This window comes from Methylobacterium sp. E-045 (assembly GCF_022829685.1).
In the GTDB taxonomy this organism is placed as follows: Bacteria; Pseudomonadota; Alphaproteobacteria; order Rhizobiales; family Beijerinckiaceae; genus Methylobacterium.
Map to the genome: position 1 here is coordinate 57654 of NZ_JAKSYE010000122.1, position 22750 is coordinate 80403.

Sequence of the window (22750 nt, forward strand, 5' to 3'; positions counted from 1 at the left end):
GCCCTGAAGGGTAAAGACTGATCCCGCATATGAAGCAAAGAGCTTGGCAGCATCGGGGGCAAGGGTACTGTTCAGCACCAGAATTCTAAAATTGACGCAGCAATAGTAGATATTTGACTCAAATTCATAGTTTATTTCTTTTGCGCGATCAGATTGTAGAATTTCCTGATGAGCCTATGAACATCTGTAGCTGGGTTGGCGAGTCCCTGTTGAGCGAGCCAATCAGCATGAAGACATGCATCTCGCGTTTTGCCGAAAAGAACTTCGAACGGAACCTCTTTGCTTTTTCCGCTATAGGCTGAGTGGTGTTGCGACACCAAATTAATCGCTTCCTGTTCGGTTTGTAGTGAAGCAAGTGAAATTCGGCACCAATGCAGAGCTAGCCAGACCTCAAAACAGCGTGAAGAGAGACAAAGATTGATGCTTTCACGGCTAGCTAAAGCTTTCGCCTTTTGAACGTCACCAGATTTCGTGTCGTCCACATCACATACACACCAGATTTCATCGAATGGTCCGTCGGACTTAGACTGAACTAAGCAGGCCTCAACAGCTTTCAGCGCATTTCCACCACTTCTCACGTAGAATGGCGCCAAGACCATTCCTATAGTTCCAAGTTTCCGCTGCCATCCGCGGAAGTACTCGGCCTCGGTCCTTCTGCCGTCATATGCAACAGCAGTGACTTTTCGCGGATTTCTAACTTTTAACGCTCGACGTTCAAGATCGCGTTGAACGAAACGCTTTGACCGCTCAGCCATCGAGCGCTTGCTCTTCATCATTGGGCAAGGGCTCAAGCTCGTGCTGTATGTTTTGTGAACCTAGCCAATTTGCGCTTAAACCCAGCGCTGGGATGGCACCATACCTTCCTCTGAGATATCCTTTTTCAAGATTCTCGTCCTTTCGTGGGCTAAATTCGAGCAGCGAGTAAAGCTCAGAGCAACATTTGTCCTTCTCGACGAACCACACTTGATCTCGACGCAATAGAGATTGATCTAGCATATTAGTATCGTGTGTTGTGAAAATCAGCTGAGACTTTCCGACATTTACTTCGGGATTTTGAAATAGATCGACAATAAATCTCGCAAGATGTGGGTGTATGCTGGACTCTAATTCATCAACAACAAATAGTCCGCCTTTTCTTAACGCAGACATGACGCGGGCGCTTAAGGCAAAAAGCTTTTGGAAGCCTCTTGACTGCGCTTCAAGTGGAAGATTGAGTTTCTTGGATCCATCGAGCACCGTAAAGTGAACTTTGTAACGAAAATCGCGAAAATATCTCTCGCGGAACCTTGCGCCCACGTCTTCCAGAAAATCCGGTGGAGATGATGATACATCAGATTTTTGAACCCGTATATCCACCAGGTTGGGATCTGCGGCTTTCATAACAGTGAGTATAGAAGATTTGGACTGCGGATCGCTTGCAATAAGCTCTGCGGCCGACATGGCAAAAGAGCGATCCGTTGAAATCGATATATTATCGACTTGTATGCTTCTAAACCATTGATAGATCTTTAGGCAAATTGGATGGTTGTCTTGAGCGGCCACGGACAAAAACAAGCTGTTTTGCCTACATCGAGTGACTGCGCCATCCAGATACTCGAGGTCTTTAGTGAAATGTTCGCTTGCGTTAACCTTTATCTGACCTTCAATTTCGCTGCCGGGCTTCAATTTGTAAAAGTCGGGGCTAACGCTGGAGATGCGTTGAAATAACGGCCTTTCTCTGCCGAGAGGGAATGACTTAAGCCACTCCTCTGCGAAAAAACCCGGATGTGCTACAATACCATAGACGTATCGAACGTCTTCAAGTATGAACTCAACCTCGATCGAGGTGAGGTCGTTTCGACCGTGCTTGTCGCCAAAAGGCCTTACCCGAGTTCCGCCGTCTGGCTCCCATTTCGATTGTGAATGTAGGACTGCTGATCTAAGATAATCAACAGACTTCAGTAGGTTCGTTTTTCCAGAGGAGTTTGCTCCATAAATTGCTACTACCGGAAGCAGATCGACGGTTTTCCTTGCTGCAACTTTCGCCTTGATTAGGCTGCTGCGCAGAGTTTTATCCGCTTTGTGGGCAATCAAGGAAATTTCTGCCTCGTCTCTAAACGAGAGGAAATTCCTGATTCTGAGAGCGAGAAGCATTTGGTCCATACGCTACGAGCTACAAGCTACTGCCTTAGAGGCAAATTCGTGAAAAGTCCACGAATTTTGCGGTTTTTGGCGTTAGCTTGGAGATCGGCCACAAATTTGAGGCACTTAGGCACCCCTGAGGTTCTTCCCAGTCAGACCAGCAGATTGTCTCAAGCGTAGGAATGGAGATGGAGCAATTGCTTGCGATAGGCCGCCCTATCCCCCACTGATGCGCTCCAGCGGACGCTGCCCGATCATCGCTACCATGAGCTTGCCCGCGTAACCAACGCCGACGATCTCGCTGACGCTTTAAACGCCGTAAAGCGGGGGGAGCCGGAGTCTTCGGTCACTTGGGCTTGACGGCTCGCATTAACCCGCCATCAGCCATAGTCATGCGATTTTGGGGGGCTCTCCGAACCTCCGGCCATGCCTCTGAGCCTTTACCGCATCGGGCCTGACGAGCATCACCTGATCCAGGGTGGCGAGGTCGTCGGCAATCTGGCGCGTGAGGAAGGCAAGACGAGCTGGCGGGTGTCGCTCGTGGAAGAAGCCGGGACGATCAGAGAGCGGCTATTCCGATCCTTCGACGCCGCGTTGGACTGGCTGGGTCTGCCGGCTGTGGCTGAGCCGGTTTAGGGCTCACCAAACTCCGCCGTCAGCGCCCGCGCGATCACCGTCGCCATCTCCACCGCCTCGGCCTCGGCCTCGGCCTTCGTGACCCGCTTGGCGCTGGATCGGCGGATCGGTTCGTCCTCATGGTAGACATACGCACAGTGCGTTTCCAACGCGTCCAGCATGGCGATGGCCTCGCCTACCTCGGTGATGCGAAGGGGAAAGCGGATCGTGGGGTGCTCAGAAGCTGCCACTCAGCGGCTACGGCGCGTCATTGTCGTGGTCCTTAGGAGGCGTCCCGCCCTTCAGCATGTCGTCCAACAGCGAGAGCAGATCGAGGAGTTCGAGCTTGCCGTCATTCGTGATGTCGGGCTCGTAGATCCGGCGTTGGATCGTCGCTCTCATGCCGGCCAAAGCCTCGATGTATCCGTCGGCGCGTTCGGTGCTCATGGTCGGGTTCCTGGCGGTGCCCGCGAGGACATAGGGTACACGGCCAAGCCGCCTACCGCCTCGCAGCCCAGATCGGCACTGCGCCCTTCGACCGGCCTGGCACGTCTCGAAAGTATCGCGTCCGCTCGAACCGGATGAAGTCCGCCTGAACCTCGGAAACGAGATCACCGCTCAGAACCATGGCTCTGCAGAAGTCGGAGCGGATCACGCCGAGGTCGGGATGGACGCCGAAGAGCCGCAGCGTCGTCCAGCCGAGCCGGCCAGCCTCGTCGGCGTGCTTGTTGAGGAAATCCAGCGAGGCGGTGTGAATGGCTTGCCAGCTGGCTGGCGTCAGTCCAGAGCTCGGCACCACGCTTGGCTTCATGTAGAGGAATGCCTCACGCCAAGCCTGCGGGCTGCCGGGTTCGATCTTGAAGGCTGGTGATGCTGACGTCGCCACCGGATAGGGGAGGGTGAGCTCGGTCGCTATGCCTGGGATGCCACATGCGTCGAAGGGCTACTTCCCCTCCCTATCCCGCTTCTCGGTCAGCACACGCAACGCCTCGGCGTAGAGGCCGGTGCGATGCTTCTCGATTAAGGCGCCCCTGAAGCATCATCGGGGCAGGGAACTCTTCAGCTTTCAGAGATCGCCGATACCTGCCTTGCGTGCCAATTGCTCGATCCTGACTAAGGCCCGTGAGTGCCGAGAGTGGCGCATCCGTATGAGCCTGTCGGGGCTCTGCATGTCGAGTTCAGACAGGGCGCTGCGGTGAAGCCTCAGCAGCAGGCGAAGGCTTGGGTCTCGATCCCCCGGCGGCTGACGCAAGATGGCCACGGCATGGGCGCGGTTCATTGGGGCTGCGCCTTCGATGGGATAGTCCAAGCGACCACATGGCGGAACGGCCCGCATCCGAGGCCCGAGAGGGACTTGCTGGCCCATCCGACGCGCGTCCGGATCGCGAAAGCAAAGCCGTCGCCAAGATGGATCACTCCCACGTCACCGGGTTGCGGGTCGTCGGTCTCCAAGAAACCGGCGGCGGCCATAAGGTCCGAGACCATGCGGACGAAGCCGCCGCGGCGCTTGATGTGTCGGGCTGCCCCAACGGGCGTCCGATATCGGCCTCGAAGCGGTGCGGCCGCGTCGATGCCTGTCTGGGTCAGGATCCAGTCCGAAGGGAACAGGCAGCAATCCGCGACACCCCACACGAAGGGCTCCGAAGCGCCTGTGCGAAGGTGCTCGGCTAGGGTCATGCGAAGGCGGGGATTCCCGATGCCGTGATGCGGAAGGGATCGCTTACGGAGCCCTGGGCCTTGATCGGGCCGGCAATTGGCTCCCCGATCTTGTCGGGCCAGCGCCGGACGATGGAGGTAGTGATGCCTTCGCGGGTGATGTGGGTCCGCTGGCAGAAGCCCCCGACGACATAGCCGGGCACGCCGGCCGGATCGGTGTTAAGGATGCGCCGCTGCCGGTCCATAACCGCGCCAGCTTCGCTGGCACCGGGGTCGCCATGCATTGGCTCGACATGGGCAACGAGGTCTGGCGAAAGAGGGGTCAGGAGGCGAACGAATGGTTCTGTCTTCCAACCCGGCTCCCCGTATTCAATGGTGCCTTGCATGAAAGCGCCAGCGAACTGCCCGACGTGCTCAGAGTAGCCCAGCAACATAAGCTGCCAACCATTAAAGCTCTTGGGGCCCATAGCGGCCCGGAGGTTAGGCGGCGGATTAAGGATCAGAGGACCGACATCGCGCACAGCTTGGTCAAACGAGGTGAAAAGGGACGGCAAGTGGCTTTGCAGAACGTGAATCGTCTGTGAGTTTCCACGCACCACCATGCAGGCGTTCATGTGCGGAAGCGGGACCACCTTAGGGGCGATCCAGAGGAGCCTACCGTCATCTCCAATCCAGGCCCCATCCGTGTAGACGGTCGCCGAATCCTTTGCGGCCCATGCGTTGATCGCTGTCATCTGGGTGCCTTGAGCGAATAGGGGGCGATGGACGCATAGGTTACTGAGGCGGCTCCGATGGTGAAGGCTGTACCGGCGAGGGCCGTTCCACTGAGAGAGGCAGCGATAAGCGGCGTCAGGATCGGATCGGCTTTGGCACCGGTCGCACCGATGCTGAGGAACAGGAAGGCCGCGAGGCCAAGGGCTGTACGAGATCGCATAGGGTACTCCTTGCATAGTATGCCACTGGTAATAGGATATGCCTATCGGAATGAAATTTCACCACCGTAATTTTCCTGGGGCTGGCGCTTTCCGACGAGCTAGTTCGGTCGCGTCCCTGGCTGGCGAAACACATCGCAAAAGAACGCCTCGGGTTCGATTTCTGACGCCGCCGGAGATAACCCCACCGGTAGAGAGACCGGTCGCAGAGCATAAGCCGGCAGATCAATCGAATCGTCCGGCCACCCGACGTAGGCGGACCTATGCCGTCGAGATGGAACGCGATCTGCACATTCGGCTTCGGCTCCTCGCCCGAAAGAGCGGCATGCCCAGCGAAAAGATCATTGCAGCAGCCGTCAGGTGGTTCGTGATGGAGGAGAAGCCGCCGTTGCCCGGCCGAAACGAAGAAAGCCGCCCAGCGGGCTGCTGAGCGGCCTATCGGGGCAATGAAGCGATGATGCGGCCTTAGCCGCCACTGGTGATCGTACCGGCAGGGGCTGAAGCCATATCTGCGCCCCGCCTCCCGATCTCATCCTCAATGAACTCGATCGCCCGATCGTGTACGGCTTTCCGAGCAGCAAACTCCTCGTCGTTGTTCGGAAGCTTTGCGCGCTCCGCCACGTGCCATTTCTTCATATCCTTGAGGGCATCAATTGCGCCCTTCTCGAATTCGCTCATATTTCCTCCTTCAGCGCGAGCAGCGCTTTGCCCTTATCTGTCAGCCAGCCGCTGCGCATGGTGACGCCGAATTCGATCAGCCCGTGATCGTAGGCACGTTCGATCGCGGCATCCACCACCTTCCATGGCGCTCCAGTATTGCGAACGAGGATCTCGTCCACAAATTCGAATTCGAAAGCCGGTTCAATTCCAGGCGTCGTGAAGGAATGCTGGGCCATCTCCATCGGCGGAATGGCATCTCGCAACGCTCCCATCTCGACATAAGCCCGGCAGACCATTTCGTCGGTGATGTCGGATCGGCGCCAACGGCAAGTGGCGGTCATTGCCATCTCCTGAATTGGAAAAGCCGCGACAGCCGAAGCCATCGCGGCGGGGGATGAATCAGCTTGCGGTCGGTCGGAGGATCAGCGGCGAGCACCAGACGCACTGAAGGGCCCCGTTGTGCATCCACGACACTTCGATCTGCGTGGCGCCAGATCGGAGCATTACGCCAGTGACGGCGCCGACGATGAGGTCGTCCTCACCCACGTAGACTTTTTGGCCAAGAGCGAAGTCGGACCAATAGGCGATGCCGCCGTCCATCAGGCCACCGCGTCCGAAAACGCTTTTGCCGGCTTGAATTGGACAATTCGCTTCGAGGCGATCTGAATGGCCTCACCAGTCGACGGGTTGCGGCCAGATCGCGCCTCGCGCTGCTTGCGCTTGAATACGCCCAGGCCCGCGACGGTCAGATCCCGACCGTTCCGCACTTCGATATTGATGTGATCCACCAGGGCATCGACCGCAGCAGCGGCCTGAGCCTTGGTGAGGCCTGCCTGCGCAGAGACCGCAGCGGCCAACTCGTTCTTCGTCGTCATGTGCTCAGCCCTCATAGGGAGGGGTGCATCCGAGCCAGAGCCGCAGGATGCCTGAAGTTGTCGCGAAGTAAAGGGGTCGGGCCCCTTTCGCCCGGTTTCAGCGCCTCCGATGCGATACTCGCCGGTACGGGGCCGGGCACTTTCGCGGTTTGGAGGCCCGGACCCACGGAATGCGCGCTCAAGTATAGCTGCGTCGGATTTTTTCGCATGGATAGCGCGGAGGAAGACCAACGCAGTCGGTCGCGCCCTTTCTAGCATTTTTCTTAATCGCACCCCCGTACCCCTTACTCTCGCGTACGTGCGCGAGGGCGTGTGCACCGAACGGATGCTTTGCTTTGCTGCTCTGTGGATGCGCCTTTGCTTGCGCTATTCTTGATTTTCTGCGGATTGGCTGTTGACGTGATCCCCGGCATGTGGTTTTTGGTGTTCAGGGCAATTGCGCCCACCGAACGGAATCGACCCCATGACCTTCCTCACGATCATTGCTGCCCACGCTGCCGCTGCCCGGTTTGATGCCGAGTACGGTTGTGGCTGCTACCGCTACCGGTTCAACAGCGTCCCGCGTGGATTTGAGGTGGCGGTGTATTCGCTCACGTCCGGCACCTTCCTGACCTACGTCTGAGGTCGCCGCTTTCACCATCTCGCCACGGGCAAATGCGCCCACCGCTAGGACACAGACTGATGACCACCACAGCTCTCCCCTCTATCGCTTCTCGCTTCCATGCAGCTGATGCGGCTTGGCAGGCTGGGTTGGTGGCTGAGTTCGGCCGGTCTGCTTCGGAGGCCCGCTATTCGGATGTGGGCCAGGGTGAACCGGGAACTGAGCTTCGGCGCCTCTACGTGGCTCGATATGCGGCCTACGTGGCGTGGTGCGAGGCGAACGACATCGAGGCGATGCGGGCATGAGGCGCGAGGCGCAGCGCCTTGGGGCCGGTCTGTGCTGGCCTCACACGGTGCGCCTAACCAGCCACCCCGTGAATGGCCGCACGCGGCCGGATGCGGCCGGGAGTGCGAGAGATGGTTCTCTCTCTGGCAATCTCCAGAAAGCCAAACGGCGAGTGGAGTTTCAAGCTCCGCCTCGCCGTAGGGATCTCTCTCTGGAGTTGGCTTAGCCTCTTAGGCTGATGCCAGAGGCCGGTGGCTAGCCCCGCCGGCCTCACTCCCGACCATAGCGCAAAGGCGGTGCGCTTTCCAGACCGCCGACCACGGGCAATCACGCCCACCTACAGGACACAGACCAATGACCGACGTTCGTCCCGCCAGCACCGTCCCATTCGAGGCTGCTCGCGCCTACCTCCTCGCCGCGCACGCCGCCTTCCTGGCGCACCCTCTCAAGGCTACCAGCAAGACCGCTCGCACCGGTCACGCTCAGGGCGCCGCATTCGCCGCGACCATGGCGCCAGATCAGGGCGGTCTCACGCCCGCCGAGAACGCTGCTGACCTGTTGCGCTTTGCCGCCGCTATCACTGCCAACACCCTCATGGCGCACCGCATCCTGGCCCCTGTGGCCATGGTGGTGCAGCAAGACACGCACGCTGTTGTCGAGACTCACCAAGACGGCACACCCGTTGTTCTGCACACCGCAGACGCTGAATCGTGCGAGGCATGGGTGCGGGTTCGGGGCCGGTCGGGTTCGGATGCCTTCTCTCTCCGAGTGGTCCCGTATTCCTCCGCTGCTATGGTGGCGCAGCCGGTACAACAGGCGCAGGCAAAGGCCCGTGCGCCCAAGCCGGCCCGTGGTGAGCGTCGCTATGTGACGGTGCGGGACACTGAGACGGGCGAGACGCACCGTGTCCTGACATCGGTCGCCCGCGTGGGTGTGGCCGTGGTGATCTTCACACCGTCTAACCGGCACCGTGAAGGCGCCTTGGGCGGAATGCTCATCACCCACGATGATCGGCGCAAGGCGTGGGTGTTCAACGACGATGCGGAGGCGCGGCGGCTTCTCGCGTGCAATCGGGCCACGGGCGAGCGCGTCATCCGCGCCGAACTGATCGCCGATCCGGCTTGATGCGAGCAAGCGCGGCGCCATGCGGTGCCGTGTCTCCCGCCTCATGCGGACTTGGGCAATCACGCCCACCATTCAGGATGTCACCCGATGCGCCACGTTGCCCCATCCGAATTGAATATCGTCCATCTCGTCATCGTCGCGGGTATGCCGATGATCGATGCCACGCCCACCACGCGGGCTGTACGCCAGGCGATGCGGGAGGAGCGGACCAAGCTCACTCGCAAGGCCCGCCGCGCCCGTATCGCTGAGAAGGAAGCCTTCCTGCGCGGGATGCGGTGATCCGATGCGCGCCGTCCTCCTCCCCATCGCCGAGGCTTTCGCCTTCCTCACGCTCTGCGCTGACGCATGTGGTGCCGTCGCGATTTTTTTCTGAGCCGAACAATTCCCCCGAACTGGCAAGCACGCCAACCGACAGGATTCGATCCGATGAACGTTTGCGCTGACCTATCCGCAATCGCCCCATACAGCCGCGCCGAGACAGCCGCTGCCGCCTCCTGGGTGCGTTACATCGACCAGGCAATCACGGCCGGTGGCGAGCCCGCTGCGGCCATCGTGGAAGCAATCGACAAGCTCTATCGGCGCGGGCTGGTGACCGAATCCGTTGCCGCTCTCCTATCCGAGATATTCGACGTGCCGCATTGTGCGGTTCTAGAATTGGCGTGAGGTGGTTCTGATGGGTCTCTTCAATTGGGTTCGTGGATTGCGGACCCGGTACGATGCCAGGGTGAGACGTGCCGAAGCGGACGTCGAGCGCGAGAAAGCAAGGTACTTCGACCTAGTACGCCAGCAAGACGCCACGAAGGGCGCTGGTAGTGAGCCCGACGTTCACCCCGGCAAACCGAACCAGACCACCACCTGATGCGAGCAAGGCGGCCGGGCGCGCCCCGACCGCTCTCCCGCGCCATGCTTACCGCCCCTCTCTCGCTAGCCGCATATCGTGGCGACCTGAATCCCTCCGGCAATTGCGCCGACCTGCAAGGATGCCCCGTGAAGCTCTTCTCAATGGCCCGCCGGTTCATTCACGACCCCATCACCGCACGCGAGCTGTCGCAGCTGCTGGCGGCCTCTGGGCTGACCATGCACGAGTTCTGTCGGCGGACGGGCGCCGACATCCGCCGGGCGAAGCGGTGGCTGTCCGGTGAGCAGCAAGATCCGCCGCTGTGGGTCGCGTCGTTCCTAGTGGCCATGCAGTCTCGAGACGCTGACGAACGCGTACAGGCCTGGATTGATGATCGTGTGGTTGATGCGCGGACGGAGGGCGATGACGGTGAGTAAGGCTCACCGGATGGACGTCGATCCGCGCTCCAATCGGATTGCCTCGGCTCTCATGGCTTCGGCAATGGAAGACGTGGCGCAGCTGCGGATACGGCACGGCGTCGGCCACTACGAGGCTCGCGAGCGCGTCTTGCGGGATGTCTCGGGCGAATGGGTTGCTCAAGCGGGCAAGGAAACCGCGGACGCTGCCGTGAGGGGCCTGCACTTCCTCCAGGCTGATGAGTACCTGACGCGGCGCGAATCCGCCGTGCTGCGTGACCGTGAGAAGCAGAACTGGGCCCAGGAATGGGAACGCGTCACCGGCAAGCCGCTCGCCTGGTACAATCGGCTCTGGTTCGCTTGGTTCGGAATGGCGCTGTGGTGCGCTGTGGTGGCCGTGGGCGGCGTTCTCGTGGCTCCCGGCACATCTGAGGCTCGCGAGGCTTCTCCCCGGTGGAAGGCCCTCGCAGCGTGTGGCGTCGTCTCGATGAACTCGCCAGACTACGAACGCCGCTGTCGGCGATTCAGCCGAACAGAGATCACCACGACGCGAAGCTATGACGGGCCGGGCTTTGGTGCCCCGCGCGAATGGGAATTACCGAAGGCTTGGGAGTGAACCGTGAAGTTATTTCTGCCACCGCTTGAAATCGCCGACGACGAGGGGTTCACACCGGAGAAGGACATCTTCCGTAGGAAGGCAATAGGTGACGGCCTTACCAACCTTGTGACCTCGGTCGATCAGCCATTGGTCATTGCTTTAGACGCACAATGGGGAAGCGGGAAATCCACGTTCCTGAAGATGTGGGCAGGAGAGTTGCGCAAACAGGAAATAGGTGTTGTTTTATTTGACGCCTTTGAGAATGACTATCTAGAGGACGCCTTCACCGCTATTGCGGGGCAAATAGTTAGCTTAGCCAAAGACAAGAACAAAGCGCAGGAGGGGCGCGTCCAGCGTTTTGCACAAAGGGCATACGATGCCGGAAAGATCGTTGCGAGAAGCGGTCTTAAGGTTGGAATTAAAGCTGCGACAGTCGGCGCATTAGGCGCCGAGGATTTTAAAGATATCGCAAAAGAACTAGCTTCGGAAGCAAGCAGCCTTGGAGATAAATACCTCGGCGAAGCCATAACCAAGCAGAAAGAGCAAAAGGCTATTATTGAGGAATTTCGAGAAGCTCTTTCGCAGTTGCCCAGCCTATTGTCGCCACTACAAACAGAAGCCAAAGATGCACCGCAAAAACCACTTGTGATTATAATTGATGAGCTTGATCGCTGTCGTCCATCATTTGCCTTAGAGATTCTTGAGCGAATCAAGCACTTTTTCGCAGTGCCGAATGTTCATTTTGTTTTGGGTGTCCACATCGGGCAAATGGAGAATTCTGTAAAAGCAGCATACGGGACCGATATTGATGGAAGAATGTACCTTCAGAAATTTATAAGTCTCTCTGTCCTCCTGGTGGATAAGAAACAGGACGATGGCGCATACGCTCCAATGAGATACGCTCACTGGTTAGCTAATCAGCTAGAAATTGATGCACAAGATGGGGACATCTATGCCCGCTTCATAGGTGGAATAGCAATGGCACGACATCTTTCTCTCAGAACACTAGAAAAGATATTTACGAATGTTGCGATGACGCTCGCCTTCTCAAGCCCCCGTACATTGCGACCTGCCGTGATAGTGGCAGGACTATGTGTCCTGAGAGTAACAAATCCAGAATTGTACGTTCTAGCTAAAACGGGCGACCTCCGCTGGGAGGAAATGCATGACAAGCTTGCCCTTAACCGAACGCTCAAAGAAAACGAAAGTTTAAATTTGGAATATATCAGGGAGGTTTGGCAATACTGCACGGACTTCCAGATGGATCATGCGAAGCTTCAAGAAATGAGGCGGGAATTCTCGCGCTACATGGTCTCCGGCAGGGAAGGCATACTTCCGCATGTCGCGGGCAATGTGATGGATAGGTTTCTTCCACCTAGTTAAAGGGCAACAATCTCTCTTCCATTATACCAACAGACTTTGACCGCTCGGAAAATTTGTAGAATCGAGCCGTCGCATCGACGGCGGATAGAAACAGGATCGCCAGTGCTCGCTCATCGCCGAAGCCCTGGCCGCTCATCCATGTGAATGTGCGTCTCTCGTACACGCGGTGGAACATTAGCGCCTGCGCTTCGTCTCCGATCCGCCGGGTAAGCCGCTGCATCTCTGCAAGACCAGCAATCCGCGCATCCGTGACGCCGGCCAGGCCCGCTGAGGTATCCACGCCCGGCTCGAATCGTGGCTCCGGCAGCAACCCGGCGAAGGCGCAGTGGCACAGCTCATCGAAAGCCCTCATGGCGGCGATACGCGGGCCCGTGCGGTCTGATTGATTCCGGATCAGCATCCCGTAATCGGTGAGCGAGCCGCGCTTGCCGGAGGCGTCTCGAGCATTGCTGATGCTGATCTCGCGCTGTGCGGCCGCGGTGCGGGGGTCGATCTCCAGTTCGGCAGCCTTACGTGCGCTGGCTTTGGCGGCATCGGCCCGGCGCAGCATGCGCGCGCACTTACTTCGCAGTTTCAGACCTTTGGTGCTGAGCGCGAGCCTCCGCCCATTCCTGATCCCTGACGGCCTGCTGCTCTCGGATGACCGCGTCCGCCTTGGCCTGTTCGGCATACATCTTGATGTCTTCTCTCCGCTGACGCGCAGCAGCTTTCTTGCGCCGCTCCAGCTCCGCAGCCTTCTGCGCGATCATCTCCGCGACCGTGATCGGCTCGGGCTTCGCCTTGGGCTTCCTCCACGCATAGGCGTAGGCCTCGTAGGAGGAGCGAGAAGGCGAGGGGGGTGGTTGCGAGTGCGTTGGCCCCTGGAATGACCGTGGAGCGGCATCCACGAGCCGCACAGCCTCTTCCAGCGTCATGCCCGCCGAAGCTGCCACGCGTGCCGCAGCGGCTTGCCCAGCCGCACGCTCGCCGGGAGTAGCACCGCGGTCCGCAAGGGCCCGGCATTTCTCGAACCGATCCTGATCGAATTGGAACGGCTGCGATGTCATGCTTTGCCGTTTTCCAGGGCGGCCGCGCGATCAATCGAGTTTTTTAGCAGGCCCTCCTGGATGTCCCAGAGGCGGTGCGAGAAGAGCGGGTTAAGCTTGGGGGACGGGGTATTGCTCGTCATGCTGGGATCCTTCTGGTTCAGGGGATTCGGGCGGAGTCCAGGCCTTGAGGCCGTGCTCGATGGCGGCGATCGCCAGCGCGTGGATGTGGCTGGCGCCATGTTTTTCGAGGTGGAGGTATGCCGGTTGCGATATGCCGAGCTCCTTGGCGACCTGGCGCTGTGAAACTTTGCGCGCGGTCCTCCAGGCCTTGAGCTGCTCGGGGGAGATTGTGTAGGACTTGTGGCGAACCCGTTCCATCATGGCTCACTCCTGGTTCGTCTGCTGACGTCATCAGATGGTTTGTGCAGCCAGTAGGCGACTAGGCTATGGCGCTTCACGCGAACAGCCTCGCGATCTCGGGCATGCGGATCCCGAGGGTGTTGCGCAGCTCGTGGATGGCGTGCCCTCGGGCGCAGGTGCCGGCTCGTGAGCGATTGACGCCCGTCATGTCGGCGAGAGTCAATTCGTGGTGCTCGGCGACCCGGTTGATGACTTCGAGGGTGTCCCGGCGCATCTTCATCCTGTCGATCGCCGTTGTCATGTTAGCGGCCTTGTTCTGCCGCCAGATACCGGCAAGCAGGCTACGATTTGAATCTGGAAGGCGGGACCTGTTAATAAGACGGCTGCGCTTCGATAATCGGAGGGGAGGCAGCTTCCCAAGCCTCATCTTCAGCCCGCCTAGCGGTCTCCCGCCTAAACTGCTCGGCCAGATGCTCCTCAACGACCGGATCCTTTCCTGCAGCCTTGATCGCAGCAATCAGCGCATTCGCCAGCGCATTGGCTTGGCTCAAATCCAAATCGATGGTGTCAGCCGCTCTTGAGCTGTTCCCAATGCCATCGCGCATCTTCAGGTGCACCAAGGGCCGGCTGTCCGCCTTCACTGCAGAGACTGCCACTTGACGGTTTCCTTTACCGCCTACGCGGACCTTGAAGCCGCATGCCTCACGGATCACGACACGTCCCTCCTAATTGATAAGGCAATCGATCTTAGGAATGATGAGAGGCAGGACAGGGAGGCGTAGCGCCCGCTCCGCTCTGCTACTGGTAAACTAGATGTGTCCGCCCTGAGTACCTGTGAGACCCTCATAACAGGGCTTTACGGTCCGCCTAGAGGGACAGTTCATGCCCTCAAGGATTTTGACGGTCCGCTATGAGTACCTGTCAGTCCGCTATGGGGGACAGACTGTCCCTCAGGGCGGACCGTGGAAATGCTTCCAGGCCGCCATCTCATGAAAGCCTTGGACGGCAATTCGCCGGAAACATCGCAAGGGTGCTCAGTCAATCGCCACTCGGTGGCTCGCCCATCTTTGCGGCCCCCGAAGCTGCCGCGGATGACGACTTCCGTAAAACCGTGCGCCACGAGTTCCTTAAACGCCTCCGCGGCTGTCGTTTTGCTGATGTGCAGTTCCTCAGACACCTGTCGGATCGAGAGAACCAGACGCCCGTTATTCATGCCCCTGTATTGCGCCTTCAGCAGCACGTAGAGGGCACGCGCTTGAGCCGAAAGGTCCTTCCAGGCGTCGCTATCCATTAGCCAGTCATAGAGCCGTACGTGCGACGGCCCCTTGTTTGGGTTGCCTCTATGATCACGTTTCATGCGGCGCCTCCGTGGCTGAGGAGGAGCCGCCAGAGATGCGCACGGATGGCGCCTTCGTAGGAACTCACTTCAGACCGGATCAGGTCTTCGGCTACGCCCTTCTTCCGAAGGCCATCCTCGAGCCGCCGAAGCTGTTCACGAAGGTGCCCCTCGGCGTGGTTGTGGGGGACCGTCAGCATGTAGCTGGCGGTTTTGCGGATTTGCGGCAGGCGCCGGGCAAAGCGAAACGGAACGACGATCGCGCTCATGCCGTGCCTGCATTTTCTATTGCCCGTCCTGTTAGGGCGTTCTGAGCGGCCCTTTGATCGGCGAACGTGCCTAGCGGTTTTCCGTCAGGACCGTAGGCGTAGACGCCCGCTGTAGAGCCTCGGATGAACCCGATCGGTGTACGGCCGTCATAGACAGCGATATCGCCGCGGGCGGCACCAGGACGAGTGGCGCTCATGCCGCGCGCTCCTGGCTCTCGATCCACGCTAAAATGGTGGAACGGCGGGCACAGAGGGTGCCACCGAGCTTGAAGCTGGGGAGCCCCAGCTTGTCGGCCGCGTGGTAGACGCGGCGCTTGTTGGCCTCCGAAGCGCTCCCGAACATGAAAGCAGCAATCGCATCGGCGCCAGTCATAAGATCCTCGGCAAGCGGCAAGCCGCTCCCGTTCACGCCCATGGGGCGTGTTGCAGCAACTGACATTGGAGGTTCCTTTATCTTGTAAGCAGCCGCCCAACTGCGGCTAGCGTCTTCTCTGTGATCGTTGTTTTGTCGCGCCTATCGCCCGCGCGAGCTAAAGACTCGTCTTTGCTTCCGAATCCCAGAACCAGATAAGGCTCATCCAATTCTTCGGGATCATTAGATTCGGAGCCAATCCATAAAGAAATATATGGCTCCGGTCGTTGAAATGACAAAAAGACAGACATACCATTCCCGTCCATTAAGGACTTCCCGTTTTCCTTTGGAACGAAGCATTTCATCAAACCTACAAGGCACTGCCCCGATGATTCCGGATTGAACATTGCGCGTGTTAGTTCATCTTCATCCGCGCAATCCTCCTCGATAGGGTGAATGTCCGCACGGTCAGTGAGCGTCAGATACGTTGGAACGACTTCAGTAGCTTCCTTCGCCAGACCCGTTGCGTTGACACCGATGAGAAGGTTGACTGCGTCTTCGCATGTCATCTGCGCTGCCGCTCTTCCGCGTCCGTGTTTTGAGATCATTCCAGCGTCTCGAAGGTACTGGCCAACCCCGGTCACGGTCATCTCGCTGAGGCCTTCTATCTCCGCGATTGTACGGGTTAGGTCCCGAAAGAGCGCCATCGCATGTCCCGACATTTAGGATAATCCTGATAGACCGTCAACGCTCTATCTGGATAATTCTGAAAGAAGGGTGTTAGCATGCGACGTGGTGCCGATCCACGGCACCCGGAGGCATAAAATGGCGACCATTAGAAAGCGGACGCTGCCGAGCGGAAAGGCCGTTTGGTTGGCGGGATACATTGATGGGGCAGGGAAGCGCCGCTTCCGGCAATTCCCCACTAAGAAGGAGGCAGATGGGTTCCTGACCCGCGCCAGAAGCGAGGTTGCATCAGGCGTGCACGTGCCTGACTCCCAATCCATGACGGTCGGCCAGGCAGCGGACGAATGGCTGAGGTCGGCGGAGGAAGCGGAGCTCGAGCGCTCAACGCTGGTGCACTACCGTGCGCACGTGAACGAGCATATCCGGCCGCTCATCGGCGGCTTGAAGCTCACGCAAGTGACGACGCCGCGGGTCTACGCCTTCGCGGATGAACTGAAGGCTCAGGGACGCTCACAGGAGACAATCCGCCGTTCCGTCCAATCCCTCGGCCGGGTCTTTCGGTACGCGAAGGGCAGGGGGCTTGCTGGCCAGAACCCTGTTGCGGACGTGAAACTGAGGCGATCGAAACGCGATGCCGGCCGGGTCGAGATCCCCAGCCGCGAGGATCTCCGGGCGATCCTGGCAGCGGCGGAAGGGCGGTGGCGCCCGCTCATCATCACGGCGATGTTTACGGGCTTGCGCATTTCCGAGCTGCGGGGCCTGCGTTGGTCCGACGTGGATCTGAAGCGTCGGCTCCTCACGGTCTCGCAGCGAGCCGATGCCTGGAGCAAGATCGGACCGCCTAAGAGCGAATCCGGCACGCGAGATGTGCCGCTGTCACCGATGGCGCTCAACACCCTGCGAGAGTGGCGCTTGGGCTGTCCGAAGGGCGATCTCGATCTCGTCTTCCCGTCGGGGGCAGGGCAGGTCGAGTATCATGCCAACATCCTGAGCCGAGGATGGTACCCGACACAGGTAGCGGCAGGCGTCGTGGTGATGAAGGATGGCAAGCCAAAGGCCCGCTATAACTTCCACGCCCTCCGACACGCCGCTGCGTCCATGTTCATTGAGAGCAGGATGACACCAAAGCGGGTGCAGACGATCATGGGGCATTCCTCGATCACCGTTACGTTCGATATCTACGGCCACCTGTTCGAGGATGACGAGGCGGATCAGGCTGCGATGCGAACGATCGAAGAACGCATCTTCGGGTGATCCAGCAACACGCCTGCAACACGGCGCCTAAAACTCCAGCAAAATCAAAGGCCGTCGCGGGGCTCTGACTCCTCTAGTCGAGGTTCGAATCCTCGTCCCCCAGCCACTGATTTAACGCCGCTTTTTCCATTTCAGACCAAGAACAGCTAGGCACGGTCGGGTACCCGGTCGGGAAACTGCGTTCTTGTTTCGAGCTTCCTGATGGCCGCGATGGCGAACGCCTTGGTCACGGTTCAGGTCATGGGCCGGCGACGCGCCAGGTCTCAGCCCTCCGGCGAAGCTGCTTTTGCGAACAATCAAACCCACCCCATTGCCATGCCCCACGAAGGGTCGGCGGTGAGCGGGGCTGACGACAAGATGGCGCGCCAAAGGGCTGCGCGTCGCGCTCGAGATCCTGTTCCGGCCACTCCTCGACAGCGCCAGAGCTGCGCCCGACCACGTTGGGCCGGGGCACACCTCTGGACCCTTGTTGTGTCGCACTCTTTTTCGCCGAACCGGCATCCACTTCGGCGGAGAGCGCTCTGGCCGCAGGTGTCACCCTCCTTGAGCAGGCGGGTGAGGGGCCGCAGGTGCCTGCCGAAGGCGAGGGAGCAGGCGGCGAGCGCCTCGCGTGGCTGCTCCACCGGTTCCGGGGGACGAAAGACCGGAGCGGAACCAGCCAGAGAGCCACCCTCTTTGCTCCTTTGAGAACGCCTCCGGTGAGGCGATCGCAGGAGGCGGATCCATGCAGAGCAAGCTCACGAAGACGATTATCGGCGCCGTCATCGCCATCGCTCTCGCCGCTGCCGTGTCCTATGGGCTCATCAACCAGCAGACGGCGGACCAGCTGCAGACCAAGGCGAACCAGACGCTGTCGGACGATCAGGCCGCCCCGGGCACGGCTCCGCAGCCGCCATCGCCTGCGCCGCAGACCCCCAACCAGCAGGCGCCGACGCAGCCGAACCCCACGCCCGCACCTCGGCCGTGACGATAGCGGATCGGGCGCCGGCACGCCTTCGGTTCGCCGGCTGAAACCGCCCGGTAACCCTCCGGCTTTAGGCCTCGTTAGGCACGAAACCGCCGAACCGGGACGGATACCGATGACCAGGGACCAGCTTTCCGCCGAACTGTCGCGCATGGCGAAGATGCAGATCAGCGATATCACCCGGGCCGTGAAGAGCGGCGACAAGGCCATTGCCTTGAACGAGGTGAGCGACCTCGCGCTGCGCTTGAACCAACTCGCTGATGCCATCGCGGGCGTACCGGCCCCAGCACCGGCGCCTGCGGCTGCCCGCGACCGCGTCCTCGACCCGGCGTGACCGCGGCTTCGGAGTGGCGCGCGGAGCGCAATGCCCGCTCCCGCGCCCGCCTCGAACGGGCGCTCCCGGCGGTCTTCCCGGCGCCCGTCCTTCAGCACGCGCTGTCCCGTCCGCTGATGCCACCGACGCCGCGCCTCGCCGTCGAGAGCTACTGGCGCAACCACGTCCTCCGGGCCGATCGCCTGGCGCGGGCACTCGCCACGCGCTCGGGCCAGCCGGAGGGATGGACGTGGCGCCTGGGTTCCGAAAAGGGTTCGGGCCTCGCCGCGACCTTCCGGATGCCCCCTTCTCCCTATCGCGAGCCCGCGCACGCGCGAGGGCCCGGCCATTGCTGCATCTGCGGACAGCCGGTCTTCCGCTTCGGCTGGCACAAGGATCTGTGGGGTGCCGGCACGCCGAACAGGAACGCCCGCTGGCATTCGGCCTGCGTCACGGCCTGGAAGTTCTGGGTCGCGCCGAGCGATCAGGTGAAGGTTCTGAAGGCGCATCAGCGTCATCGCTGCGCGGCCTCCGGGAAGCGCCTGCTGAAGACGGCCGAGGTCGATCACTCCACGCCGCTCTACCGCGTCTGGCGCGAGCACCGAGATGCCCCCTGGCCGACCCTTCTGGCCTACTGGGGAGCGCCGAACCTTCAGGTCGTCAACCGCGTTGTTCACCTGGAAAAATGCGGCACGGAGGCCAGCGAGAGGGCGCACCGACGGCGGTGCCCCGTTCCTGAGGCAGCCCTCGATTCGGAGTCGGACAGCCCGATGCTTCTCCCAACGCAGGTCTGAGCCGCCTGTCGGAGCAAATTGCTGTCACGCCTGCCCATCGGGTGCCGTGATGTACAGGATAGCCGCGCGATGCGGCACCGCGCCAATCGGAGGACTCCACATGACGGATGACAAAGGCGGCCATCAGGATCGCAAGGACACCAAGGCGGCCAAGGCCGCAGAGCGCGCCGACATCGCCGGTCAGGTCTGGGAAGAGGTCAGGGGCCGGGAGACGGCGCGTGACGATCAGATCGTTCGCCTGAAAGCCCAGCGCCTCGAGCGAGATGCCGCGGACGCCGCTGCAGAAAAGCCCCCCACCAAGCGGTCGAAGTGAGGGACGCGCCACGCTCTGACCGAACCTTTTAGCCGCGGGATCGGGGGCCGGGCACGCGGGTTGGATCATCACACCCGCACCTCGGAGCCCGTCCCATGGCCGACATCCGTCACGCTTATTCCGACCCGATCGAACAGGGCGCCCAGGCCCGCATCCATGGTCATCCCAAGGATGCGTGCCCCTATCCGCGCGACAGCGAGGAGCGGACCTCCTGGATGGAGGGGTATGACGGGACGCCGCGCGAGGATGGGCCCGAGACGAGACCGGCCTGCTGAGAACGAGTGCGACCGTGGCAGGGGCCGTGCGCAAGCCGCTCACGGCCTCGCCGTCCAGGTCTCTCCTGCTGGTCGAACGACCCGACCTGAGTCAGGCCGCTGCATATGAGCAACATCGACCGGCAGGGTCCACGAGATCATGTTTGGCCAACCTTGGCGCCCTTGACGATTACGGAAAATTAGGGAGTGTTCTCAGGTCGGCACGCTGGACGCCGGGAAGATGCGCTCAGATAGATGGTAAGGATTCGTACGGTGGATCAGATCGAAAAGATCATGCGTGATCTCACCAAGGATTTCGAAGCCGAGCGGCAGACATCCGACACAAAGCAAACTCCGCCGTCTTCACTGGCCGGTATCCTGCGTGTCATCGGCCCGACGGACCGGCAAAACGCCGAATTTCCTCTCAATCAGCACGCGACTCCGCAGGATTGGTCGGACCTCATCGAAAGGGTCAGGAACGCGGCGCATCGCGTGAGGGAGGCTGAGGCTGAGGCTCATGAGCAAGAAATCCGGGTTCGTGAGCTTCTGGACCGGGTTCGTGAGGATATGACGGTCGCGCATGATCGCATCAGGGCGGCCGAGAGCCATGCCCAGGACATTCAAACCCGGTCCGATGCTCTGCTGAAGGCCGCGGATGCTCGGGTCAAGGACGCGGAAGAGCGGGCTCGCTCCGCGGAGGCGTGGCTGTCGAAGATCTCGATGACGATCACCGAGGAATTCGCCGCCAAGGACGAAAAGCGGCTCACGGCCTGAATGTGATCCGCATGAGGTGCGGGTGGCTGCGGTTGGACGCGGCCGCTCCACGGCTCCGGCGCATCGCTGGCAGCGTCAGGGACCGTCCGGTCGGGCGGCAGCATGTCGTCCACCCTGACCAGGAGGGTCGACGGTTCGAGCGTCCCATCCTCCCGCACCCCGTCCTCGCCGAAGTGTCTCTCACGAAACTCCCGCTGCGCCGTCGTGTTCTGAGCGAGAACCGACCGAGGCCGGAAGTTTGGTGAGGCACTCTAGGTTCGCCGCCGGATCAGGGAGACGACATGGCGTTCACAGCAAAATCGGCCTCGGAAACGAAGGCCGCCGATCTGGCATCGGCCCTGGTCCGGATCGCGGATCGAGAGGGCGCGCCGGTCGGCATCGGTGTCGATCAGCTGCGGCGGGGCAATCCGCGACTGACGCCCCTGGCGATCGGCCAGATGTACCGGAAGCATCGCGATATCCTCGAGGCTGCTCTCGCGGAGCGCGGCTACGTGCTGATCGACTATACCGACCAGGGACCGGGCAGGGGAATGGAATTTGAGATCGGGTCGTCCTGAGCATGGTCGCCACGATGGGGCTCGCGCGGCCACCGCGAGGATTCAAGCCAGCGGCACTCGATAAGTCCCCGACACGCGATTCAAGCCGAAACTAATCGCGCGCATTCGTCGAACTCGTGATGGCTCGACGGACATAAAAAGCGGCGTATCCTCATTCTTGTCCCAAACGGGACAGGGGAGGCAAAAATGTCCGCGAACTGGAAATTGGCCAAAGAGGATTTGGACTGGAGCCTCAACCAAGGACACGATGTAAAAGGCCGAGCCGAGTTGAAGGAGGCGTTCAGCAAGGGCGACGCAAAAGAAATAGGACACGTCATCGAAGCATTCAAAATGGGCCAGCGAGACAACCACAAGCTGGCAAATCTGGCGCGGTGCGCCCACGAGGACGACAAGAGGCTGTACAATATCGGTCGAAAACTGATCGAGCTAAAACCGTCATAGCAATCCGGCCGGGACGACGTATCGCAGCACGAAGAGCGGCCCAGGAGGATTGAAGCTGCTTTCGTTCACCGCCTGCGACGACGAGGGAAACACGGGGATACCGCCACCCGAAAGGGACGACGCACAAGGGCACAGCCCCAACAGGGCCGGACTGCACGCGATCCGGTGCATCTTGCCGTGGAGGACGGCGAAACGGCTTCGCCCCACCGTGGGGCGTGTAACGGCCGAGGCGATTGTGCACCGGTTGGGGAAAGGGACCGATCGGTGGCTTGCGCCCGATCCGGCGAGACCCTGACCGACCGAGAGGGTTGCACCCGATCCGGTTGAAACCCCGGATCGGGTGAACCGACCGGCGAGTTCCCCCGATCCGGGGGGCGCAGATTGCCGGTCCCCGAAACTGCTGTTGCGAGGCCTGAGTTTTCAGGGCTGCTCATCGACCTGTCCCCGTCAGCAGGGCGGGAACCGGCCGTTCTACGGGGTTCTCCCCCTCGCGGTTCAGCTGGGACACGCCGACCACGGGAATGCCAAGTTCCTTGGCCAGCCCCTTCAGGCCGGTGGTGATCTCGGTCATCTGCCGCACCCGGTCGCCCTGGGAGCGCTTGGAAGGCCGGATCAGGCCGATATGGTCGATGATGATGGCCGCGAGCGGGATGCCCCGACACTCGGCGCGCAGGCGCATCTGACCGGTCCGGGCCGCGATCCGCGCCGGCATCAGGCCGGACTGCGGCTCGATCCGGAGCGGGATGTCGACACAGATCGTCTCGCCTTCCGGCGAGAGGCTGCGAGCCTCGGCGAGGGCGCGAGAGGTGGTCGCCTCCTGCGAGTGGGGCGAGGTCGGGCTCGCCTCGAGGGCGGACCGGAACCGCATTGTCCGCACGGGACCGGACGGACCCCGCACAGATCCGCCGGCCTGGGGCCCGATCGTCCGGGTGCGGCCCGAGACTGGCAG

The 22750-nt window shown here is 60.7% G+C and carries 40 protein-coding genes; 18 read left to right on the forward strand and 22 right to left on the reverse strand.

Going from position 1 to position 22750, the window contains the following annotated elements:
- Positions 1-131: 131 nt before the first annotated feature.
- Positions 132-776 carry an RloB family protein gene (locus MKK51_RS22465; protein ID WP_243981114.1) on the reverse strand — a complete coding sequence of 215 codons (645 nt, stop codon included), beginning with the start codon at positions 774-776 and terminating at the stop codon, positions 132-134.
- The gene (locus tag MKK51_RS22470) at positions 748-2133 is read right to left on the reverse strand and encodes an AAA family ATPase (RefSeq protein ID WP_243981116.1); all 1386 of its coding nucleotides are present in this window, start codon (positions 2131-2133) and stop codon (positions 748-750) included. The genes MKK51_RS22465 and MKK51_RS22470 overlap by 29 nt, the downstream gene beginning before the upstream one ends.
- A 414-nt stretch (positions 2134-2547) precedes the next feature.
- Here MKK51_RS22470 and MKK51_RS22475 point away from each other — a divergent pair, with 414 nt between their 5' ends.
- Complete coding sequence (locus tag MKK51_RS22475) at positions 2548-2757, forward strand: hypothetical protein (protein WP_243981118.1); 210 nt, start codon at positions 2548-2550, stop codon at positions 2755-2757.
- Here the strand turns inward: MKK51_RS22475 and MKK51_RS22480 are convergent.
- The 10 genes from MKK51_RS22480 to MKK51_RS22520 form a co-directional block, all read right to left on the reverse strand.
- A complete protein-coding gene (locus tag MKK51_RS22480; protein WP_243981120.1) occupies positions 2754-2987 on the reverse strand; it encodes a hypothetical protein in 234 nt (77 codons plus the stop codon). The genes MKK51_RS22475 and MKK51_RS22480 overlap by 4 nt on opposite strands.
- A 7-nt stretch (positions 2988-2994) precedes the next feature.
- Positions 2995-3183, reverse strand: coding sequence for a hypothetical protein (locus MKK51_RS22485; protein WP_243981122.1), 189 nt, complete (start codon positions 3181-3183; stop codon positions 2995-2997).
- A 52-nt stretch (positions 3184-3235) separates the two neighbouring features.
- Complete coding sequence (locus MKK51_RS22490; RefSeq protein ID WP_243981124.1) at positions 3236-3532, reverse strand: hypothetical protein; 297 nt, start codon at positions 3530-3532, stop codon at positions 3236-3238.
- A gap of 479 nt (positions 3533-4011) precedes the next feature.
- Entirely contained in the window at positions 4012-4413 is a 402-nt protein-coding gene (locus tag MKK51_RS27650) for a DUF6950 family protein (RefSeq protein WP_409565747.1), read from the reverse strand.
- Positions 4410-5126: a hypothetical protein gene (locus tag MKK51_RS22495; RefSeq protein ID WP_243981125.1), complete on the reverse strand. Its 717-nt coding sequence runs from the start codon at positions 5124-5126 to the stop codon at positions 4410-4412. The genes MKK51_RS27650 and MKK51_RS22495 overlap by 4 nt, the downstream gene beginning before the upstream one ends.
- Entirely contained in the window at positions 5123-5326 is a 204-nt protein-coding gene (locus tag MKK51_RS22500; protein ID WP_243981127.1) for a hypothetical protein, read from the reverse strand. Before MKK51_RS22500 ends, MKK51_RS22495 begins: the two co-directional genes overlap by 4 nt.
- A 463-nt stretch (positions 5327-5789) precedes the next feature.
- Positions 5790-6002, reverse strand: coding sequence for a hypothetical protein (locus MKK51_RS22505; RefSeq protein ID WP_243981129.1), 213 nt, complete (start codon positions 6000-6002; stop codon positions 5790-5792).
- Positions 5999-6325 carry a hypothetical protein gene (locus tag MKK51_RS22510; RefSeq protein WP_243981131.1) on the reverse strand — a complete coding sequence of 109 codons (327 nt, stop codon included), beginning with the start codon at positions 6323-6325 and terminating at the stop codon, positions 5999-6001. The genes MKK51_RS22505 and MKK51_RS22510 overlap by 4 nt, the downstream gene beginning before the upstream one ends.
- A gap of 58 nt (positions 6326-6383) precedes the next feature.
- Positions 6384-6584 carry a hypothetical protein gene (locus MKK51_RS22515; protein ID WP_243981133.1) on the reverse strand — a complete coding sequence of 67 codons (201 nt, stop codon included), beginning with the start codon at positions 6582-6584 and terminating at the stop codon, positions 6384-6386.
- Positions 6584-6859 carry an HU family DNA-binding protein gene (locus MKK51_RS22520; protein WP_243981134.1) on the reverse strand — a complete coding sequence of 92 codons (276 nt, stop codon included), beginning with the start codon at positions 6857-6859 and terminating at the stop codon, positions 6584-6586. The genes MKK51_RS22515 and MKK51_RS22520 overlap by 1 nt, the downstream gene beginning before the upstream one ends.
- Before the next feature lie 463 nt (positions 6860-7322).
- Here MKK51_RS22520 and MKK51_RS22525 point away from each other — a divergent pair, with 463 nt between their 5' ends.
- From MKK51_RS22525 to MKK51_RS22560, 8 genes are all read left to right on the forward strand, one after another.
- Positions 7323-7481, forward strand: a complete 159-nt coding sequence (locus MKK51_RS22525) for a hypothetical protein (RefSeq protein WP_243981136.1) — start codon at positions 7323-7325, stop codon at positions 7479-7481.
- A gap of 59 nt (positions 7482-7540) precedes the next feature.
- A complete protein-coding gene (locus tag MKK51_RS22530; protein WP_243981137.1) occupies positions 7541-7765 on the forward strand; it encodes a hypothetical protein in 225 nt (74 codons plus the stop codon).
- Positions 7766-8099: 334 nt separating this feature from the next.
- Positions 8100-8870 (forward strand): hypothetical protein, encoded by a 771-nt coding sequence (locus MKK51_RS22535; protein ID WP_243981139.1) that lies wholly within the window; start codon positions 8100-8102, stop codon positions 8868-8870.
- 87 nt (positions 8871-8957) lie between these two features.
- Complete coding sequence (locus tag MKK51_RS22540) at positions 8958-9149, forward strand: hypothetical protein (protein WP_243981141.1); 192 nt, start codon at positions 8958-8960, stop codon at positions 9147-9149.
- A gap of 147 nt (positions 9150-9296) precedes the next feature.
- Positions 9297-9533, forward strand: coding sequence for a hypothetical protein (locus MKK51_RS22545; RefSeq protein ID WP_243981143.1), 237 nt, complete (start codon positions 9297-9299; stop codon positions 9531-9533).
- A gap of 324 nt (positions 9534-9857) precedes the next feature.
- Positions 9858-10145, forward strand: coding sequence for a hypothetical protein (locus tag MKK51_RS22550; RefSeq protein ID WP_243981145.1), 288 nt, complete (start codon positions 9858-9860; stop codon positions 10143-10145).
- Positions 10132-10740 carry a hypothetical protein gene (locus MKK51_RS22555; RefSeq protein WP_243981153.1) on the forward strand — a complete coding sequence of 203 codons (609 nt, stop codon included), beginning with the start codon at positions 10132-10134 and terminating at the stop codon, positions 10738-10740. The genes MKK51_RS22550 and MKK51_RS22555 overlap by 14 nt, the downstream gene beginning before the upstream one ends.
- 3 nt (positions 10741-10743) lie before the next feature.
- Positions 10744-12105 carry a P-loop NTPase fold protein gene (locus MKK51_RS22560; RefSeq protein WP_243981155.1) on the forward strand — a complete coding sequence of 454 codons (1362 nt, stop codon included), beginning with the start codon at positions 10744-10746 and terminating at the stop codon, positions 12103-12105.
- On the opposite strand, the gene MKK51_RS22565 is transcribed toward MKK51_RS22560, so the two are convergent.
- The 9 genes from MKK51_RS22565 to MKK51_RS22605 form a co-directional block, all read right to left on the reverse strand.
- Positions 12098-12655, reverse strand: a complete 558-nt coding sequence (locus MKK51_RS22565) for a hypothetical protein (RefSeq protein ID WP_243981157.1) — start codon at positions 12653-12655, stop codon at positions 12098-12100. The genes MKK51_RS22560 and MKK51_RS22565 overlap by 8 nt on opposite strands.
- Positions 12656-12665: 10 nt before the next feature.
- The gene (locus tag MKK51_RS22570; RefSeq protein WP_243981159.1) at positions 12666-13151 is read right to left on the reverse strand and encodes a hypothetical protein; all 486 of its coding nucleotides are present in this window, start codon (positions 13149-13151) and stop codon (positions 12666-12668) included.
- Between the two features lie 90 nt (positions 13152-13241).
- Complete coding sequence (locus MKK51_RS22575) at positions 13242-13514, reverse strand: helix-turn-helix transcriptional regulator (RefSeq protein WP_243981162.1); 273 nt, start codon at positions 13512-13514, stop codon at positions 13242-13244.
- A 73-nt stretch (positions 13515-13587) separates the two neighbouring features.
- Positions 13588-13794: a hypothetical protein gene (locus MKK51_RS22580; RefSeq protein WP_243981164.1), complete on the reverse strand. Its 207-nt coding sequence runs from the start codon at positions 13792-13794 to the stop codon at positions 13588-13590.
- 70 nt (positions 13795-13864) lie between these two features.
- The gene (locus MKK51_RS22585) at positions 13865-14206 is read right to left on the reverse strand and encodes a hypothetical protein (RefSeq protein ID WP_243981166.1); all 342 of its coding nucleotides are present in this window, start codon (positions 14204-14206) and stop codon (positions 13865-13867) included.
- 167 nt (positions 14207-14373) lie between these two features.
- Positions 14374-14850, reverse strand: a complete 477-nt coding sequence (locus MKK51_RS22590; protein WP_243981168.1) for a hypothetical protein — start codon at positions 14848-14850, stop codon at positions 14374-14376.
- Complete coding sequence (locus MKK51_RS22595) at positions 14847-15098, reverse strand: DUF6074 family protein (protein WP_243981170.1); 252 nt, start codon at positions 15096-15098, stop codon at positions 14847-14849. Before MKK51_RS22595 ends, MKK51_RS22590 begins: the two co-directional genes overlap by 4 nt.
- Before the next feature lie 193 nt (positions 15099-15291).
- Complete coding sequence (locus tag MKK51_RS22600) at positions 15292-15537, reverse strand: DNA-binding protein (protein ID WP_243981172.1); 246 nt, start codon at positions 15535-15537, stop codon at positions 15292-15294.
- A gap of 11 nt (positions 15538-15548) precedes the next feature.
- Entirely contained in the window at positions 15549-16172 is a 624-nt protein-coding gene (locus MKK51_RS22605) for a hypothetical protein (protein WP_243981174.1), read from the reverse strand.
- Positions 16173-16275: 103 nt separating this feature from the next.
- On the opposite strand from MKK51_RS22605, the gene MKK51_RS22610 reads away from it, so the two are divergent.
- From MKK51_RS22610 to MKK51_RS22650, 9 genes are all read left to right on the forward strand, one after another.
- Positions 16276-17391 (forward strand): tyrosine-type recombinase/integrase, encoded by a 1116-nt coding sequence (locus tag MKK51_RS22610; RefSeq protein WP_243981176.1) that lies wholly within the window; start codon positions 16276-16278, stop codon positions 17389-17391.
- Positions 17392-18115: 724 nt separating this feature from the next.
- Complete coding sequence (locus MKK51_RS22615; RefSeq protein WP_243981178.1) at positions 18116-18358, forward strand: hypothetical protein; 243 nt, start codon at positions 18116-18118, stop codon at positions 18356-18358.
- A gap of 112 nt (positions 18359-18470) precedes the next feature.
- Positions 18471-18689 (forward strand): hypothetical protein, encoded by a 219-nt coding sequence (locus MKK51_RS22620; protein ID WP_243981180.1) that lies wholly within the window; start codon positions 18471-18473, stop codon positions 18687-18689.
- On the forward strand, positions 18686-19462 hold the full coding sequence (locus MKK51_RS22625) for a hypothetical protein (protein WP_243981182.1): 777 nt from the start codon (positions 18686-18688) through the stop codon (positions 19460-19462). Before MKK51_RS22620 ends, MKK51_RS22625 begins: the two co-directional genes overlap by 4 nt.
- A gap of 100 nt (positions 19463-19562) precedes the next feature.
- Complete coding sequence (locus MKK51_RS22630) at positions 19563-19775, forward strand: hypothetical protein (protein ID WP_243981184.1); 213 nt, start codon at positions 19563-19565, stop codon at positions 19773-19775.
- Positions 19776-19870: 95 nt separating this feature from the next.
- The gene (gene rmf, locus MKK51_RS22635) at positions 19871-20050 is read left to right on the forward strand and encodes a ribosome modulation factor (RefSeq protein ID WP_243981186.1); all 180 of its coding nucleotides are present in this window, start codon (positions 19871-19873) and stop codon (positions 20048-20050) included.
- A gap of 252 nt (positions 20051-20302) precedes the next feature.
- On the forward strand, positions 20303-20803 hold the full coding sequence (locus MKK51_RS22640) for a hypothetical protein (RefSeq protein ID WP_243981187.1): 501 nt from the start codon (positions 20303-20305) through the stop codon (positions 20801-20803).
- A gap of 281 nt (positions 20804-21084) precedes the next feature.
- Positions 21085-21360: an adenylosuccinate synthase gene (locus MKK51_RS22645; protein ID WP_243981189.1), complete on the forward strand. Its 276-nt coding sequence runs from the start codon at positions 21085-21087 to the stop codon at positions 21358-21360.
- A gap of 186 nt (positions 21361-21546) precedes the next feature.
- Entirely contained in the window at positions 21547-21801 is a 255-nt protein-coding gene (locus MKK51_RS22650; RefSeq protein ID WP_243981192.1) for a hypothetical protein, read from the forward strand.
- A 430-nt stretch (positions 21802-22231) separates the two neighbouring features.
- Here the strand turns inward: MKK51_RS22650 and MKK51_RS22655 are convergent, their stop codons facing one another.
- Positions 22232-22669 (reverse strand): DnaB helicase C-terminal domain-containing protein, encoded by a 438-nt coding sequence (locus tag MKK51_RS22655; protein ID WP_243981193.1) that lies wholly within the window; start codon positions 22667-22669, stop codon positions 22232-22234.
- Positions 22670-22750: the final 81 nt, after the last annotated feature.

Bases quoted from the DNA above. Each gene is read 5' to 3' on its own strand.
- MKK51_RS22465 (WP_243981114.1), bottom strand. From the start codon at position 776: ATGATGAAGAGCAAGCGCTCGATGGCTGAGCGGTCAAAGCGTTTCGTT.
- MKK51_RS22470 (WP_243981116.1), bottom strand. From the start codon at position 2,133: ATGCTTCTCGCTCTCAGAATCAGGAATTTCCTCTCGTTTAGAGACGAG.
- MKK51_RS22475 (WP_243981118.1), top strand. From the start codon at position 2,548: ATGCCTCTGAGCCTTTACCGCATCGGGCCTGACGAGCATCACCTGATC.
- MKK51_RS22485 (WP_243981122.1), bottom strand. From the start codon at position 3,183: ATGAGCACCGAACGCGCCGACGGATACATCGAGGCTTTGGCCGGCATG.
- MKK51_RS27650 (WP_409565747.1), bottom strand. From the start codon at position 4,413: ATGACCCTAGCCGAGCACCTTCGCACAGGCGCTTCGGAGCCCTTCGTG.
- MKK51_RS22495 (WP_243981125.1), bottom strand. From the start codon at position 5,126: ATGACAGCGATCAACGCATGGGCCGCAAAGGATTCGGCGACCGTCTAC.
- MKK51_RS22500 (WP_243981127.1), bottom strand. From the start codon at position 5,326: ATGCGATCTCGTACAGCCCTTGGCCTCGCGGCCTTCCTGTTCCTCAGC.
- MKK51_RS22505 (WP_243981129.1), bottom strand. From the start codon at position 6,002: ATGAGCGAATTCGAGAAGGGCGCAATTGATGCCCTCAAGGATATGAAG.
- MKK51_RS22510 (WP_243981131.1), bottom strand. From the start codon at position 6,325: ATGACCGCCACTTGCCGTTGGCGCCGATCCGACATCACCGACGAAATG.
- MKK51_RS22515 (WP_243981133.1), bottom strand. From the start codon at position 6,584: ATGGACGGCGGCATCGCCTATTGGTCCGACTTCGCTCTTGGCCAAAAA.
- MKK51_RS22520 (WP_243981134.1), bottom strand. From the start codon at position 6,859: ATGACGACGAAGAACGAGTTGGCCGCTGCGGTCTCTGCGCAGGCAGGC.
- MKK51_RS22525 (WP_243981136.1), top strand. From the start codon at position 7,323: ATGACCTTCCTCACGATCATTGCTGCCCACGCTGCCGCTGCCCGGTTT.
- MKK51_RS22530 (WP_243981137.1), top strand. From the start codon at position 7,541: ATGACCACCACAGCTCTCCCCTCTATCGCTTCTCGCTTCCATGCAGCT.
- MKK51_RS22535 (WP_243981139.1), top strand. From the start codon at position 8,100: ATGACCGACGTTCGTCCCGCCAGCACCGTCCCATTCGAGGCTGCTCGC.
- MKK51_RS22540 (WP_243981141.1), top strand. From the start codon at position 8,958: ATGCGCCACGTTGCCCCATCCGAATTGAATATCGTCCATCTCGTCATC.
- MKK51_RS22545 (WP_243981143.1), top strand. From the start codon at position 9,297: ATGAACGTTTGCGCTGACCTATCCGCAATCGCCCCATACAGCCGCGCC.
- MKK51_RS22555 (WP_243981153.1), top strand. From the start codon at position 10,132: ATGACGGTGAGTAAGGCTCACCGGATGGACGTCGATCCGCGCTCCAAT.
- MKK51_RS22565 (WP_243981157.1), bottom strand. From the start codon at position 12,655: ATGCTGCGCCGGGCCGATGCCGCCAAAGCCAGCGCACGTAAGGCTGCC.
- MKK51_RS22570 (WP_243981159.1), bottom strand. From the start codon at position 13,151: ATGACATCGCAGCCGTTCCAATTCGATCAGGATCGGTTCGAGAAATGC.
- MKK51_RS22575 (WP_243981162.1), bottom strand. From the start codon at position 13,514: ATGATGGAACGGGTTCGCCACAAGTCCTACACAATCTCCCCCGAGCAG.
- MKK51_RS22580 (WP_243981164.1), bottom strand. From the start codon at position 13,794: ATGACAACGGCGATCGACAGGATGAAGATGCGCCGGGACACCCTCGAA.
- MKK51_RS22590 (WP_243981168.1), bottom strand. From the start codon at position 14,850: ATGAAACGTGATCATAGAGGCAACCCAAACAAGGGGCCGTCGCACGTA.
- MKK51_RS22595 (WP_243981170.1), bottom strand. From the start codon at position 15,098: ATGAGCGCGATCGTCGTTCCGTTTCGCTTTGCCCGGCGCCTGCCGCAA.
- MKK51_RS22600 (WP_243981172.1), bottom strand. From the start codon at position 15,537: ATGTCAGTTGCTGCAACACGCCCCATGGGCGTGAACGGGAGCGGCTTG.
- MKK51_RS22605 (WP_243981174.1), bottom strand. From the start codon at position 16,172: ATGTCGGGACATGCGATGGCGCTCTTTCGGGACCTAACCCGTACAATC.
- MKK51_RS22610 (WP_243981176.1), top strand. From the start codon at position 16,276: ATGGCGACCATTAGAAAGCGGACGCTGCCGAGCGGAAAGGCCGTTTGG.
- MKK51_RS22615 (WP_243981178.1), top strand. From the start codon at position 18,116: ATGCAGAGCAAGCTCACGAAGACGATTATCGGCGCCGTCATCGCCATC.
- MKK51_RS22620 (WP_243981180.1), top strand. From the start codon at position 18,471: ATGACCAGGGACCAGCTTTCCGCCGAACTGTCGCGCATGGCGAAGATG.
- MKK51_RS22630 (WP_243981184.1), top strand. From the start codon at position 19,563: ATGACGGATGACAAAGGCGGCCATCAGGATCGCAAGGACACCAAGGCG.
- rmf (WP_243981186.1), top strand. From the start codon at position 19,871: ATGGCCGACATCCGTCACGCTTATTCCGACCCGATCGAACAGGGCGCC.
- MKK51_RS22645 (WP_243981189.1), top strand. From the start codon at position 21,085: ATGGCGTTCACAGCAAAATCGGCCTCGGAAACGAAGGCCGCCGATCTG.
- MKK51_RS22650 (WP_243981192.1), top strand. From the start codon at position 21,547: ATGTCCGCGAACTGGAAATTGGCCAAAGAGGATTTGGACTGGAGCCTC.
- MKK51_RS22655 (WP_243981193.1), bottom strand. From the start codon at position 22,669: ATGCGGTTCCGGTCCGCCCTCGAGGCGAGCCCGACCTCGCCCCACTCG.